Annotated in this window: 17 protein-coding genes; 6 read left to right on the top strand and 11 right to left on the bottom strand. The window is 37.6% G+C overall.

Translation table 11 applies throughout. From position 1 onward, the window contains the following. Positions 1-26: 26 nt before the first annotated feature. The gene (locus KCTC52924_RS11900) at positions 27-653 is read right to left on the bottom strand and encodes a LysE family translocator (RefSeq protein WP_251808347.1); all 627 of its coding nucleotides are present in this window, start codon (positions 651-653) and stop codon (positions 27-29) included. A gap of 118 nt (positions 654-771) precedes the next feature. On the opposite strand from KCTC52924_RS11900, the gene KCTC52924_RS11895 reads away from it, so the two are divergent. Beyond that, on the top strand, positions 772-1,194 hold the full coding sequence (locus KCTC52924_RS11895; protein ID WP_251808346.1) for a Dabb family protein: 423 nt from the start codon (positions 772-774) through the stop codon (positions 1,192-1,194). A gap of 88 nt (positions 1,195-1,282) precedes the next feature. Here KCTC52924_RS11895 and KCTC52924_RS11890 read toward each other — a convergent pair whose 3' ends face one another. Next, positions 1,283-2,332 carry a quinone-dependent dihydroorotate dehydrogenase gene (locus tag KCTC52924_RS11890; protein ID WP_251808345.1) on the bottom strand — a complete coding sequence of 350 codons (1,050 nt, stop codon included), beginning with the start codon at positions 2,330-2,332 and terminating at the stop codon, positions 1,283-1,285. Between the two features lie 83 nt (positions 2,333-2,415). Continuing rightward, positions 2,416-2,808 (bottom strand): hypothetical protein, encoded by a 393-nt coding sequence (locus KCTC52924_RS11885; RefSeq protein ID WP_251808344.1) that lies wholly within the window; start codon positions 2,806-2,808, stop codon positions 2,416-2,418. A gap of 260 nt (positions 2,809-3,068) precedes the next feature. Between KCTC52924_RS11885 and pepT the strand changes: the two genes are divergently transcribed. Both pepT and KCTC52924_RS11875 read left to right on the top strand, forming a co-directional pair. Continuing rightward, positions 3,069-4,316 carry a peptidase T gene (gene pepT, locus KCTC52924_RS11880; protein WP_251808343.1) on the top strand — a complete coding sequence of 416 codons (1,248 nt, stop codon included), beginning with the start codon at positions 3,069-3,071 and terminating at the stop codon, positions 4,314-4,316. A 36-nt stretch (positions 4,317-4,352) separates the two neighbouring features. Further along, positions 4,353-4,949, top strand: coding sequence for a YdeI family protein (locus KCTC52924_RS11875; RefSeq protein WP_251808342.1), 597 nt, complete (start codon positions 4,353-4,355; stop codon positions 4,947-4,949). An 88-nt stretch (positions 4,950-5,037) separates the two neighbouring features. Here the strand turns inward: KCTC52924_RS11875 and KCTC52924_RS11870 are convergent, their stop codons facing one another. From KCTC52924_RS11870 to nusB, 4 genes are all read right to left on the bottom strand, one after another. Continuing rightward, positions 5,038-6,381 carry a Gfo/Idh/MocA family protein gene (locus KCTC52924_RS11870; RefSeq protein WP_251808341.1) on the bottom strand — a complete coding sequence of 448 codons (1,344 nt, stop codon included), beginning with the start codon at positions 6,379-6,381 and terminating at the stop codon, positions 5,038-5,040. A gap of 71 nt (positions 6,382-6,452) precedes the next feature. Continuing rightward, positions 6,453-6,740 carry a preprotein translocase subunit YajC gene (yajC, locus tag KCTC52924_RS11865; RefSeq protein ID WP_251808340.1) on the bottom strand — a complete coding sequence of 96 codons (288 nt, stop codon included), beginning with the start codon at positions 6,738-6,740 and terminating at the stop codon, positions 6,453-6,455. Positions 6,741-6,753: 13 nt separating this feature from the next. Then, positions 6,754-7,227: a DUF1573 domain-containing protein gene (locus KCTC52924_RS11860; RefSeq protein ID WP_251808339.1), complete on the bottom strand. Its 474-nt coding sequence runs from the start codon at positions 7,225-7,227 to the stop codon at positions 6,754-6,756. 41 nt (positions 7,228-7,268) lie between these two features. Continuing rightward, the gene (gene nusB / locus KCTC52924_RS11855) at positions 7,269-8,216 is read right to left on the bottom strand and encodes a transcription antitermination factor NusB (RefSeq protein ID WP_251808338.1); all 948 of its coding nucleotides are present in this window, start codon (positions 8,214-8,216) and stop codon (positions 7,269-7,271) included. Positions 8,217-8,394: 178 nt separating this feature from the next. Between nusB and KCTC52924_RS11850 the strand changes: the two genes are divergently transcribed. Next, complete coding sequence (locus KCTC52924_RS11850; RefSeq protein WP_251808337.1) at positions 8,395-10,149, top strand: ABC transporter ATP-binding protein; 1,755 nt, start codon at positions 8,395-8,397, stop codon at positions 10,147-10,149. A gap of 77 nt (positions 10,150-10,226) precedes the next feature. Next, a complete protein-coding gene (locus KCTC52924_RS11845; protein ID WP_251808336.1) occupies positions 10,227-10,598 on the top strand; it encodes a PUR family DNA/RNA-binding protein in 372 nt (123 codons plus the stop codon). A 370-nt stretch (positions 10,599-10,968) separates the two neighbouring features. Here KCTC52924_RS11845 and KCTC52924_RS11840 read toward each other — a convergent pair whose 3' ends face one another. Genes KCTC52924_RS11840 through KCTC52924_RS11825 form a run of 4 tightly spaced genes read right to left on the bottom strand, consistent with a single transcriptional unit; the run spans position 10,969 to position 13,597 of the window. Continuing rightward, on the bottom strand, positions 10,969-12,036 hold the full coding sequence (locus tag KCTC52924_RS11840; protein WP_251808335.1) for a lysophospholipid acyltransferase family protein: 1,068 nt from the start codon (positions 12,034-12,036) through the stop codon (positions 10,969-10,971). Next, entirely contained in the window at positions 12,033-12,953 is a 921-nt protein-coding gene (locus KCTC52924_RS11835) for a bile acid:sodium symporter family protein (RefSeq protein ID WP_251808334.1), read from the bottom strand. The genes KCTC52924_RS11840 and KCTC52924_RS11835 overlap by 4 nt, the downstream gene beginning before the upstream one ends. Positions 12,954-12,956: 3 nt before the next feature. Then, positions 12,957-13,295, bottom strand: coding sequence for a tRNA-binding protein (locus KCTC52924_RS11830; protein WP_251808333.1), 339 nt, complete (start codon positions 13,293-13,295; stop codon positions 12,957-12,959). Next, positions 13,292-13,597: a phosphoribosylpyrophosphate synthetase gene (locus KCTC52924_RS11825; protein ID WP_251808332.1), complete on the bottom strand. Its 306-nt coding sequence runs from the start codon at positions 13,595-13,597 to the stop codon at positions 13,292-13,294. The genes KCTC52924_RS11830 and KCTC52924_RS11825 overlap by 4 nt, the downstream gene beginning before the upstream one ends. A 116-nt stretch (positions 13,598-13,713) precedes the next feature. Between KCTC52924_RS11825 and KCTC52924_RS11820 the strand changes: the two genes are divergently transcribed. Then, complete coding sequence (locus tag KCTC52924_RS11820) at positions 13,714-14,274, top strand: thioredoxin family protein (protein ID WP_251808331.1); 561 nt, start codon at positions 13,714-13,716, stop codon at positions 14,272-14,274. Positions 14,275-14,423 lie beyond the last annotated feature (149 nt).

Genomic DNA, 14,423 nt, shown 5'->3' with positions numbered 1-14,423 from the left:
ATAAAATAGCTTGCTCAAAATTACTATTATTTATCAGATAATAACAGATAAATACCAATACCGGTAAAAACTAGGATTTGGAGCCATTTTAAGATCTTCCCCAGGTTTCCATTATCTTTAATATAATCTGATATAGCACCAGATAATATAGCAATCCCACTAAAAATAACAAAGGACACCAACATAAAGATAAATGCTAACACATAAAACTGTACCACAACATTTATAAAGTGACTGAATAAAAACCCAGGAAAAAATGCCAGGAAAAAAATCCCGACTTTTGGATTTAGTACGTTCATTATAAAGCCCTGCTTATACAAAGCTCCTAAGCTTTTCTTATCCGAAGATTCTCCAGAAATCTTCAATGCACTGGGACTTCTAAAGACCTTGTAGGCTAAATAAAACATATATAAAGCCCCAAACAATTTGATGGTGAAAAATAAATTGGGATTCTGTTTAATAATTGCCGAAACCCCAAAGGCCAACAAGGTGGCATGCACCAAACAACCAGTCATTAATCCTGCTACGGTGGCAATACCATATTTTTTACCATTGGTAATGCTTTGCACCAAAACAAAGATGTTATCGGGACCGGGTGAAATTGCCAATATCGCGGTAGCAAAAACAAAAGTAACTAATACATCGTAATACAATGGCGATCAATTTTTGGAGTTAAAAAGCTCTTAAGTTATTGTATATTTGATGTTAAAAATAGAGATAATTTTTCATTTATTCTTAACATCAAAGTACATCCTATAACAAAACATCCCTATGAAAGCATTTATAACCCTTAGCACTTTAATCATCTCCATCACTTTAATGAGCTTTAACAGCTCAAAACTTATAAACCAATCAGATATTCCACTTATGAAGACCTTAGTGCATAAAGACAGCTTGTTAAGGCATGTAGTCTTGTTTAAATTTAAGGAAGGCACCTCCAAGAAGGACATCGCCAAGGTTGAAGCCGCATTCTCCGCCTTACCTACCAAAATACCTCAAATTGTGGGTTATGAATGGGGACTAAATAACAGTCCAGAAGGGCTCGACAAGGGCTTTACCCACTGTTTTTTCCTGACTTTCAACAGTGAAAAGGACCGCGCTATATACTTACCCCATCCAGATCACAAAGCGTTTGGCGCTATCCTTTCTCCCCATCTTGATGATGTTACCGTTGTGGATTATTGGACCAAATAACAATGGATTCCCGATTTGAGTGGGTATTATCTAAGCGAATTACACTAAGCTAAATTGCTTTAAAAGTAGCTTCAAAATAAGCAAAACATTATTCAGTAGTGTTTGACTTATTTAAAAGTGCCTTATTGATTTGTTTGATTAACACGGGCCCTTCATAGACAAAACCTGTCCATAATTGTATCAAATCTGCACCAGCCTCTAATTTTTCGAGTGCATCTTCTGGAGAATGAATTCCTCCTACCCCAATAATAGGGAATGCTTTATTGCTCTTTTCCGATAAAAACCGGATCACCTCTGTACTGCGTTTCGATAACGGCTTACCACTAACACCACCATTCTCTTTTTGAAGATTTGTTGCCGACTTAAGATTGTCTCTAGAAATGGTAGTATTGGTGGCAATTACCCCATCTATTGCAGTATCCTTAACTATATCTATAATATCTAACAATTGATCATCCGTTAAATCGGGGGCTATTTTTAATAAGATAGGGCGCTCTTTAGCACTTTTGGCCTTAGCCAATATACTATTCTCTTTCTTTAAGGCTTTTAGCAATGCCGTTAAGGGTTCTTTATCCTGAAGCTCTCTTAATCCAGGAGTATTGGGAGAACTTACATTCACCACAAAATAATCAACATCGTCAAACAATGCCTCCAAGCAAATTAAATAATCCTTAGCCGCTAAATTATTGGGGGTAAGTTTATTTTTCCCAATATTCCCGCCTATTAAAACGCGATGTGGCTTTTTTAAATTCTTTACCGCATTTTCAACACCTCTATTATTAAAGCCCATTCTATTGATAATGGCCTGATCCTTCTTTAGACGGAACAGTCTTTTTTTAGGATTTCCCTCTTGTGGTTTAGGCGTTAGGGTTCCAATTTCTATAAATCCAAATCCAAAATCTGATAATTCGTTGTACAATTTGGCATCTTTATCAAAACCCGCGGCAAGCCCAACTGGATTTTTAAAGGTGAGGCCAAATAATTGGCGTTCCAATCTAGGATCGTTTATGGTATAAATACTTCTAAATAAACCGGAGAGACCGATCTTGGAACAGAAACGTACCATATTAAAGGTTAAATGGTGTACTTTCTCTGGGTCTAATTGAAATAGAAGTGGCCTAATGATCTGCTTGTACATAAAAACGAATTTGCGCAAAAATACAAACTACCATCACCAAAAGTTCCTCTTTAGCCGTAAATTATTAACATAATATGAAGCAGTTATTCCTGCGGCACCCTTAGTGGCTGTCGGGATACTTCCCGGCAAAGGGAAAGGTATCTTTGGTACTGCTTTTCATTAAACAACCCTAATAACTTAAGGTCATACTTTTTAAAAACAGCTTTCATTTTATCCTCCAAAACCTTGTATTTAGATGCCAAGGTCATTAAATCATCGGGCGTACTTTGCGGGTGAGTTTCAAAAAGCTCCTTTCTTTCGTCTTCCAACAATTGCGTCTCCACTCCTACTGCGGCCTGGTACTCTTCGAGTTTTACCTTTTGTTCCGCCCTGAGCTGAAAAACTTGAATGAGGGTATCCATATTGGAAGCTCCAATCCCCAAACTACAGTCCTGTTGCGCATTTATGGTACACAAAAAACCGAAACCTACAAACATCGAAAAAAATATATTTTTAAACATAGACCCAAAATACTGTTCTAGCTAATATACAACACAAATAATCCTAACTATTTAAACTTTCCCCTTTTTTATTTTTCGCGCCTATCCTCTGTAAAATACAATTCTATATTCCTATGCCCCATAACATCATAATACCCTAAAACAGTACACTAAAGTAATAACATTCCAATTTTAACTACTCCACAATGGTGCTTCCAAAAACTAAATAAACCGTATTTTTGGCAAAACTTAAAATTATGCAACACATTATAGACCGATTTATCAGCTATATTACTATTGATACCCAAAGCGACCCCAACTCCAATACTACACCAAGCACAAAAAAACAATGGACTTTGGCCAATATGTTGGTAAAGGAATTAAAGCAGATTGGAATGCAGGATGTGGTGATAGATGAAAATTCCTATATCATGGCCACCCTTCCTAGCAATATAGATAAAGAAGTTCCTACCATTGGGTTTATATCACATTTTGATACTTCCCCAGATTTTTCAGGTACCAATGTGAATCCACAAATCATTAAAAATTACGATGGCGGTGATATTATACTTAACGAGACAGAGAACATAGTGCTTTCTCCCAGTTATTTTGATGATCTGTTACAATATAAAAGCAACACGCTAATTACTACTGATGGCACTACCTTGCTTGGTGCTGACGATAAGGCTGGAATTACAGAGATTGTCACCGCCATGGAATATTTAATTCAACATCCAGAGATAAAACACGGAACTATTAGGGTTGGGTTCACACCAGATGAAGAAATTGGTAGGGGGGCTCATAAATTTGATGTTGCCGCTTTTGGAGCGGCTTGGGCTTACACGATGGACGGCAGCCAAATTGGGGAATTGGAATATGAAAATTTCAATGCTGCTGGGGCCAAAATAACCATAACTGGAAAAAGCGTACACCCCGGTTATGCAAAAGGAAAAATGGTAAATGCAGTGCTTATAGCCAACGAATTTATCGCTATGTTACCCAAAGACGAAGTGCCTCAAAAAACTACTGGTAGGGAAGGATTTTTTCATGTACATCATTTAACTGGGGAAATTGAACTTGCTGAAATTGAGTTGATCGTAAGGGATCATGACATAACAAAATTCAACCAGCGTAAAGTTTTTTTACAAGAGATTACCGACAAACTAAATGCCACCTACGGCCCCTATGTCACTATAGATATAAAGGACCAATACTTTAATATGCGGGAGAAAATAGAACCTGTAATGCATATTGTGGATATCGCCAAAAAGGCCATGGAAACATTGGGAATCACCCCAATTATAAAACCGATAAGAGGCGGTACGGATGGATCGCAATTAAGTTATATGGGCCTACCCTGCCCTAATATATTTGCAGGTGGACATAATTTTCATGGCAAATATGAATATGTACCCGTAGAAAGCATGCAAAAAGCAGTTGACGTTATCGTGAAAATTTGCGAACTTACCAGTGACATGAATCTAAACACCGATCCAAAAAGTTAAAAAGCCTAAATAGTAGTTAGCAATACATCCGTGAAAATGGAGAAATCAGAAAAAATAGAAGCCTATTATTCAAAAGAACAGACATTTAAACCTGGAATTGCCATTTTAAGGAAATTGGCACTAAAAACAGCGTTGGTCGAAGATTTTAAATGGGGATGTCCGGTCTATACCATAGAGCACAAAAATGTCTTAGGTATTTTAGCCTTTAAATCTTATTTTGGTCTATGGTTTTATAACGGAGTGTTTTTATCCGACCCCAAGAAGGTATTAGAGAATGCCCAAGAAGGAAAAACCAAGGCAATGAGGCACTGGAAATTTACTTCCGACAAGGACATGGATGAAGTTGCCATTTTTAGCTATTTTGAAGAAGCTATTGCCAACCAGAAAAAAGGGAAAGTTTTGATTCCAGAAAAAAACAAGGATGTTAAAATACCCTCCCAGTTGGGTGATGCCTTAAACAACGACCCTTTGTTAAAGGCCAATTTTAATAAACTCACACCGTATAAGCAAAAAGAATACAGCGAATATATTAGGGAAGCGAAGCAGGAAAAAACAAAGCAGTCCCGTTTGCAAAAATGCATTCCTTTAATATTGAAGGAAATTGGACTACATGATGGGTATCGCAAGAAATAACTTGCGGCATACAGTGCAGCCTATCCTCAATACCACTACAAGCCAATAATTTAGATTTCTAATAAGCCTATCCCAAATTACATCCGTATTACAATTTTGGTAATTCCCAGCCATTGTGGTAGTGGGCATTGATCAAGGCATTTGCCTTGTCATTGGAAAATTGGCCAGCATTCTGGTCCCAATAAATTCTGTCCCCAGTTTTAAAGGCAACATTTCCCATGTGGCATACCATAGCCGCATCATAACCAATTTTTAGGGGAGCTTTTAATAGGGAGGCATCCCTAGACTTAACCGCATCGATGAAGTTTAGCGTATGTTTATCCAAACCACTTCCTTGATTTTGTTGTAAAGGAAGGCTTTCCATTCTATCTTTTTCCGCAATTACCTCCCAGCCATTCCTGTCAAGCACTAGGGTTCCATTATTCCCAATAAAAGATATACCATGATTGCGACCATAATTTCCGCCATCAATACCAGTGGCGTGTTCCCATAAAATAGAAAAATCATCGTATTCATAAACCGTTTGCAGGGTGTCTGGTGTTTCCGCAGCATCGTCTGGGTACGCAAATTTACCTCCTAGTGCCATAACGGATTTAGGGGTGCTAGCTTTCATCCCATACAGGGCATAATCCATAAGATGTACTCCCCAATCTGTCATTAAACCCCCAGCATAATCCCAATACCATCTAAAGTTAAAATGAAATCTGTTGGCATTAAATGGCCTTTTGGGAGCAGGTCCCAACCACATATTGTAATCTACCGCATCAGGAGCAAGGGTATCCGGTAAAACGGGAATAGATTTCATCCAACCTTGGTAGGCCCATGCCTTTGCCAAACGTATTTGCCCCAATTTCCCGGAATGTACGAATTCTATGGCATCCACAAAATGGGGCTGACTCCGCTGCCATTGTCCAATTTGCACCATACGGTCGCTGGTTTGTGCGGAATGGAGCATTAAATTGCATTCTTCTATAGAATTGGCCAGTGGTTTTTCACAATAGACATCCTTCCCTGCATTTAGGGAGTCTGAAAGCTGTAAGCAATGCCAATGGTCCGGGGTACCGATGATGACCACATCAATATCCTTGTTCTCCAACATTTTCCTATAGTCTTTGTAAAGTGTTGGCTTTTTGAACCCGGCTTTCTGCAGATCGGCTGTTCTTTTATTCAGCACTTCCGTATCCACATCACAAAGTCCCACAATCTGGACTTCGTTTATTTTAAGCATGGAAGTCAGGTCACTAAACCCCATCCCATTACACCCAATTAAACCTACCCCTATTTGATCATTAGGACTTACTTTTTTTCTCATAGCCCCTAACAAGTCCAAAGGAAAAAGGAAGGATGCACCGGCACCCATAGCCATGAGGGAACTGTTTTTTATGAATTTTCTTCTGTTATGAATCATGGTCAATTGGTATTTAGTTACCATGAATATACAAATTAAGAACAAAAAAAGCACCAACTTAAGGTTGGTGCTTATAAAATAGGTATGAAAATGTATTATTTCTTCTCCGGTTCGTTTAATCTTTTGCTCATTTCCATGGAAATAGCAGAACGATCAAATTTAATTTTCCCGGCCATGGTCTCGATTATACATGAAAAATCATTATCGTTCAAGTCGGCTATTTTACCATGCATGCCACTTTTGGTAATTACTCTATCGCCTCTTTTTAATTCGGCGGCAAATTTCTTCTCCTGCTTGTTTTTCTTTCTCTGCGGGGCGATCATAAAAAAATACACCACCACAAACATTAACAAAAGCGGAAGATATGGATATTGTTCTAACATAGGTACTATTTACTTATTTTACTGGGCCTACTGGACCAGCTCCTTTTGGGGTTATAAATGCTTTTATTCTAAGAGTCTCCACACCTGTACCAGTATTGGTTGAAACGGTTATGGTTTTAGTGATCTGATTTTGACCGGCTCCGTTAAACTTAACCAACATCTCACCAGTTTCACCCGGTGCTATTGGTGTATTTTGTGGGTATTCTGGTATAGTACAACCACAACTACTTTTTGCATCGGTAATTATTAATGGGCCATCACCAGTGTTTTTAAATGTAAAAATAGTTTCTTGAGGTGCATTTTGTTCAATTGTCCCAAAATCGTGCTCTACCTTGTCGAATTCCATAACTGGAACTTTTTTGGCAGCCGCATCTCTTTCCGCAGCTACTTCTACATTTGCAACATTGATTTTGCTTGATGCGTTTTCCTTACAAGAGGTAAACACAAGAACAGAAGCAAAACTAAGGGTAAAGAAAAGTCTTTTCATGTTTATTGATTTTAATTTCTTCAAAATTAAGGATTATTTATTTATAAGAGACCTCTGCCCAGTTTATTTAGCTTTCCTTCCTCCTTATATTCCTTCACTAATTTATCTAAGACTCCATTTATAAAAATACTACTCTTTGGAGTGGAGTATTCCTTTGCAATCTCCAAAAACTCATTAATGGTAACCTTTTCAGGGATTGACGGAAAGTTTAGAAGCTCGCAAATTGCCATTTTCAATAATATTGCATCAATATCGGCAATTCGATCTTTATCCCAATTGGGTGTTTTACCCTCAATCTCCTTTTCCCATTGTGCGTTGTTCAACAGGGTCTTTGTCAATAGACGTTTGGCATAGACCATATCTTCTTGATCCTTCAAAAGTTCGGGCAAGAAATAGGACGGGGAACTTTCTATCTTAACCTTTTTAAATAGTTTAAGGAGAAAAGTGTTCACAATTGGAATGTCATCCACCCAAGTTAATTTATCATCCTCAAAATAATCATAGATTTTATCATTGGGGGCTATAATGTCGTTGAAAATAGCTAGAATCAACTTTTTATCCTCCTCATAGGTGTTCTTTGGATTGGACATATATTGGTCATATAGGTCACTTTCCACCACTTCCTTATAAATTATCCTAACATATTCCTCGTTTAGATACCAATTGTTCAATTTCCTCCTATCCAACTCATCCCGCAAGGATAAATTTTCGGAAATCTGTAAAAGAAGCCTATTGTTAAGGAATTTTTCTTTGTTGGGATATTTATCAGACGCGTTTGCCAGATATTTTTTAGAAGATAATTGTACTTGATCCTTCGCCTTCTCATGTACCTCTATAAATAGACTTAACATTAAAAGATAAAGCGTATACATGTTATCTATGCTTACTTTTAAAAATTTTTCTTGTTTATCAAGGGAGTCATCCTTTGACTGGGTCAAAGCATAAATACACTGCATAACTTTAACCCTAATGTGCCTTCTTGTAAGCATTTCTAAAGAACTTTAATGAAATAAATAATTTTTCGGGTACAAAAATAGGATTATATTTTTTAATCATAACTACCTTTTCAAGTATTATCTTATGCCTTTTATAACATTTGGTTTAGATACAAACAACTATCTTTGGCAAATTACAAACACTAAACTTGATATTCCTGTTTCTGGTCGGATGAAAGAACTTAAACATCTAAACAAATATTTTAAAAAATACGGGTCAAAACTACTTGTCGGTATTTTCATCACTGTAATAGCACGGGTATTTCAATTGATTATGCCTTCCTATGTGAAAAAATCCATAGAAGTGGTTGAAGGTTTCATAAAGGAGGACCTCCTAAAGTCGGAAGCCAAGGAAATGCTAATGGAGTATATTCTCATTATTGTGGGGGCGGCATTGTTATCGGGATTCTTCACCTTTCTAATGCGGCAGACCATCATAAATATATCGCGTTATATTGAATACGACCTTAAAAATGAAGTGTTCGACCATTATCAATTGTTAAGTCTCAATTTCTATAAAAAAAACAGGACTGGAGATCTGATGAATAGGATAAGTGAAGACGTTAACCAAGTGCGACTTTATGGTGGGCCTGCAATAATGTATGGTATTCAGACCTTGACCTTATTTGTTTGTTTGGTGCCACTTATGTTTATAAAAGCACCTACCTTGGCCATGTACGCCCTACTGCCACTACCCATTTTATCTATTTTAATCTATCAGATCAGCAAGGTAATCCATAGGCGCAGCACCAAAGTACAGGAGTTCCTATCCACCTTATCTACTTTTTCCCAAGAATCGTTTTCGGGAATTTCCGTTATTAAAGCCTATGCTTTAGAACCTAAAATAAATCTGGAAATGGAGGCCCTTGCCTTAGAAGGAAAGAAAAAAAGCATGGCCCTAGCCAAGGTAAATGCTTGGTTTTTTCCGTTGATGATCTTATTGATAGGGATCAGTAATATTTTTGTGATTTATGTTGGTGGACAACAGTACATTAATGGGGAAATAGAGTCGATCGGAATTATTGCAGAATTTATCCTCTACGTAAATATGCTGACTTGGCCAGTGGCAGTTGTCGGTTGGGTTACCTCTATAGTACAAAGAGCCGAGGCCTCCCAAAAGAGGATCAACCAGTTTCTTCAAGAACGCCCTAGCATTATCAATACGGCAACAGAAGAAAGTGAAATTGGCGGGAAAATAGAATTCAAAAATGTAACCTTCACTTACGAAGACACCAATATTGTAGCATTAAATGATATTTCCTTTACCATTAACAAGGGAGAAACAGTGGCCATAATCGGAAAAACAGGCTCTGGCAAGTCTACCATTCTTGATTTGATCGCTCGGTTATATGACATTGATTCTGGTCAAATCCTAATTGACGATGTTCCGATCAAGGAATTGAACTTAAACAGCCTACGTAAATCAATTGGTGCCGTTCCCCAAGATGCCTTTCTCTTTTCAGATTCCATTAAGAACAATATAAAATTCGGAAAACAGGATTCCACTGATGAAGAAATCATTGCTGTTGCCAAAAAGGCAGTGGTACATCAAAATATTATGGGTTTCACTCATCAATATGAAACCGTGTTAGGCGAAAGAGGCATCACCCTGAGTGGCGGACAGAAACAACGAGTCTCTATTGCCCGCGCTCTATTAAAGGATCCGCAAATTTATTTATTTGACGATTGCTTATCGGCCATAGATACAGAAACAGAGGAGAAAATTTTAAATCAACTTAAAAATGAATCCAAAAATAAAACTACCCTAATCGTTAGCCATCGGGTGTCTTCTGCGAAAAATGCGGATCGAATTCTAGTGATTGAAGATGGTAAATTAATACAGCAAGGTACGCATGAGGAATTGAATTCTACAGATGGTTACTACAAGGCGCTGTATACTAACCAACTTTCTGAGAAAGAAAAATAGAAAAATGTTGTCCAATTAGGTTTTTTTTTTCACATTTGACATATATATGTATGTAAATTAACAATAGACTAGACGAAATGAGCGAAAAAGATTTAATGGATCAAGAAGAGATTTACTCGAAGGTATTGCGAGCTGGAAGAAGAACTTATTTTTTCGATGTTAGGAGCACTAAGGCAGGAGATTATTATTTAACCGTTACAGAAAGTAAAAAATTCACCCATGATGATGGTTCCTTTCATTACAAAAAACACAAGATATACTTATACAAAGAAGATTTTACCGCCTTTAAAGAGAACTTGGACGAAATGATGGATTATATTATCGATGCCAAAGGAGAAGAAGTAATTTCTGAACGTCACCAAAAAGACTTTAAAAAGGAAGAATTTGGGGAAGATTCCTCTACTACCTCCACGGATAGCTTTACTGACGTAAGTTTTGATGATATTTAATTTTAAGTTTCTTAAACAAACTCAAACGGTCCTTACATATAGGGACCGTTTTTAGTCGTATACCCTTCGAAATCCACAATACCATCTTGCCTAATTGCGCTAGCAGTTACAATAATCCTTATCAATATCCCGAATACCAACTTTTTAGTAGCCCTATTTCCAAGAAAATCTAAGGTTTATCAAAAAGAACCCTTACACTCCCCGTACAGCGTTGTGTTATAGGTCCTATAATTGCATTTATGCCAACCTTATTTTAAAGCGATTAGATTTAGCACCCTCTAGCTGCTCTTAAATGCCATATATTTCGGCAAATCCAATAGATACTTCTCAAGAAATTGAAACGGAAGCCTTATGGTGCCTTTCTTAAAACCTAAGGGCGACCGGAAATGCTAGCTCCAAGCAACTTTATCAATAATAAATTAAGTAAAAGATGAATACCTCCTATTGAAAGAGCCAATGCAATACCGGTAAAATACCATAATATTAAGGTTAATAAAAGATAATATCCCGGGAAAAATAATAGAAAAACCATAAATCTCACCGTACTCAAAAATTCTAATTCCTTTACTTTTGGACGTATAACCATAGACCATATTAAGATAATCGGGAAGTTAACAAGGGCAATTAATGCCTTTAAGACCCCATAACCCATAGAGATTTCCCCTTGGGGATAAAGGGTATCACTTAATTGACATTCATGTTTTAAAAACTGGTTTGCTGTCTCGGGACAGGAAAAATCTATCCCTTGCCCCTTCAATTTGGCTACAATTTCATCATGGTCCTTTACATTTTCAATATGCGTGGTAAGTTTGGACAATTTTTGGTGAACTTCCTTTTTTAAACCATTAACCGAATGAACTAGTGCCTCTCTGTCATAGAAATCCAACACCCGGATATCCTTACCATAACATACCGACACTAGATCCGGGAATGCTGCTGCGTCCACATAATTCATTCCTACTGGAACCAAGCGAATATCTAAGAGTGGATTATCTTCCAAGGCAGCGAACAAAAAACGGGTAAACCCTTTACTTAGTGGTCGCACTCTCCGTTTTAAGGAATGGTTTCCTTCTGGAAAGATAAGAATAGCCTCCCCTTTTTGCAACAGCTTACTGCATCGGTCAAAAACAGCGGCGTTTTCTTTTAAAGACTCCTTGCCATCCCTGATCCTATAAATCGGAATCATTTGCAAGAATTCAAAAATCCTCTTAAGTATCGGGTTTTTAAAGACATCAGATCTAGTGAGAAAATATATCTTTCTTGGACCATGTGCAGCCACCAACAACGCATCAAGCAGTGCATTCTGATGATTGGCCAAAAAAAGGAGCGGTTTATCCTTGGGAATATTCCCCAAACCGTTTATAGAAATCTTGGAAAAATAAATCCATAACGACGATCTAATCCATAACCGGATCAAAAAATATCCTAATTTTCTCAAACCAATTCCTTTTTATCAATAGGTTTAACCCCCCAAAAACTAGCCAAAGCCAATCCCGAAATTAAGTGCCATATTCCCCAAAACGCAGCTAAAAGCGCCATACCTCCCATCCCATCAAAGAAAGTGAAGATCAACAGCAATCCAAGACCAGAGTTTTGAATCCCAGTTTCAATAGCTATAGTCCGTTTGTTTATTTGGGAAAGCCCCATAATACTGGCAAAGGAATACCCGGTTACAAATGCTAGGAAATTATGGATGATCACTATCCAAAATACATAAAACACATAATCCATAAAAATATCCCTGTTGTTGTACAATGCCACAAATATTAGGGCAACAAAGAACAGTAGGGATACAACTTTTAAGACTTTGGCCATTTTAGAAGCCCATACGGGCCTTAGCTGATTAAAGTACATTCCAAGAACGAGGGGCAACCCCAACAACAAGCCTACCAATTTCACCATTTCCCAGGGTGATATGGCCACTTCCTTTAAAATAGTCGCAGTAGGGCCATAAAGCGAACCCCAGAATTGAAGGTTAAGCGGGGTCATCACCACTGCCAACATAGTAGCCACTGCCGTTAAACTTACGGATAAGGCGGAATTTCCTTTTGCCGTATGGGTGACAAAATTAGAAATATTACCGCCGGGACATGCCGCCACCATAAACATACCAAGAGCAATACTTGGTATAGGTGTCACAAGCAACACCAAAATATAACTAACAGCTGGCAATAGTACAAACTGACTTAGCATTCCCACAAAAAGCGGTTTCGGTTTGCGCAACAAGCGCCTAAAATCGTTGAGGGAAATATCTAGCGCTATCCCGAACATTACCAATGCAAGGGCTATATTCATTACCCAAAGTGATTCTTCGGTAAAATCTATGTGTAAATTATCTAAAGTATTAATGGTCAAATATTAAGAAATTTTAAGTCCGTTGACGACCTTGATCTCAGGTTGTAACAAAATCACATCGGCCCCATCAACAGCCCCCAATATAAGACATTCACTCATGAAATTTGCAATTTGTTTCTTGGGAAAATTAATGACAGCAATTACCTGTTTCCCCACAAGGTGATCCTTGGAATATCTTGTGGTTATTTGTGCCGACGATTTTCTAACTCCCAGATCGGGGCCAAAATCGACCAGAATCTGATAGGATGGATTTTTGGCTTTTGGAAAATCAGAAACTTCAATAATGGTACCTACCCGCATTTCTATTTTGGTAAAATCTGTCCAGCTAATGGTTTCGCTCATCTAATTATTCTAAGTTTATCAATAATTTCTTTGGATACATTCCCCGAATAGGCTCCATAGGCATCTACCAAAAGGCCCTTATCCCCTGCTTTGGTCTCTATGACATACAACACCACATTGTCATCCGGATTGCTCATTCCTTCGAAGCGGTAATATTTAACCACATTAAACTCTTGTGCCCGGTGCATACGCTTCAGCCTTTTGTCCTCCACTCCTTTTTCACATAGGTTTAAATCTTGAGTATACCCTGCTCCTTTTAGATCTGTAATAGCCTCCGATAATGTTGTATATGAATTTTTCATTTTCCCCTAATTTAATTCGCATATTTAAGATAGTTATTGTCATTTTCAAATACAAATAAATTTAACTACTTTTAGCCTTAATCACAATATTACAGCACAAAGTAAAAACACATCCCATGGCCAATACTCCCAGCAATATGTTGCCTTTAGGTACTATTGCACCAGATTTTAATTTATTAGATACCTCCCTAGAAAAAAATAGTACGCTACACGAGTTAAAGGGATCTGTAGGTACGGTAATTATGTTTATCTGCAACCATTGTCCATTTGTTAAACATATTAATCCCGAACTGTCAAAAACAGCAATTGAATTTCAGGCCTTAGGAATTTCATTTATAGGAATTTCTAGCAACGACGTGGAAAACTATCCGCAGGATGCCCCCCACTTGATGAAGTTGATCAGCAAGGAGAAAAATTACACTTTCCCTTATTTATATGACGAAACACAGGAAGTTGCCAAGGCCTACGATGCCGCATGCACCCCAGATATTTATTTATTTGATGCAGATTTAAAATTGGTATACCGTGGTCAGTTTGATTCTTCCCGGCCAGGAAATGGTTTAGCGGTAACTGGTGCTGATTTAAAAGCAGCGATGAACGATCTGCTCAATGGTTCAAAAATTAATCCCGATCAAAAACCGAGTATCGGCTGTAATATAAAGTGGAAAACTGCTTGATAGGTCACCACATCGCAATCGCCCTTTATTAACCCACCGTTTTTTTTTGGAGGCGTAATAAAAGCCAAGCGTATTTTGTATCTATTAGGATGCACTGATCTAGTTAATATCTACGTTTCAAAAATCCACCTCCTAAAACCGGCTGTTTG

It is taken from the genome of Arenibacter antarcticus (assembly GCF_041320605.1).
GTDB lineage: Bacteria > Bacteroidota > Bacteroidia > Flavobacteriales > Flavobacteriaceae > Arenibacter > Arenibacter antarcticus.
Note: the sequence above shows the minus strand (reverse complement) of the source record. Positions and strands in the feature narration are given on the sequence as shown.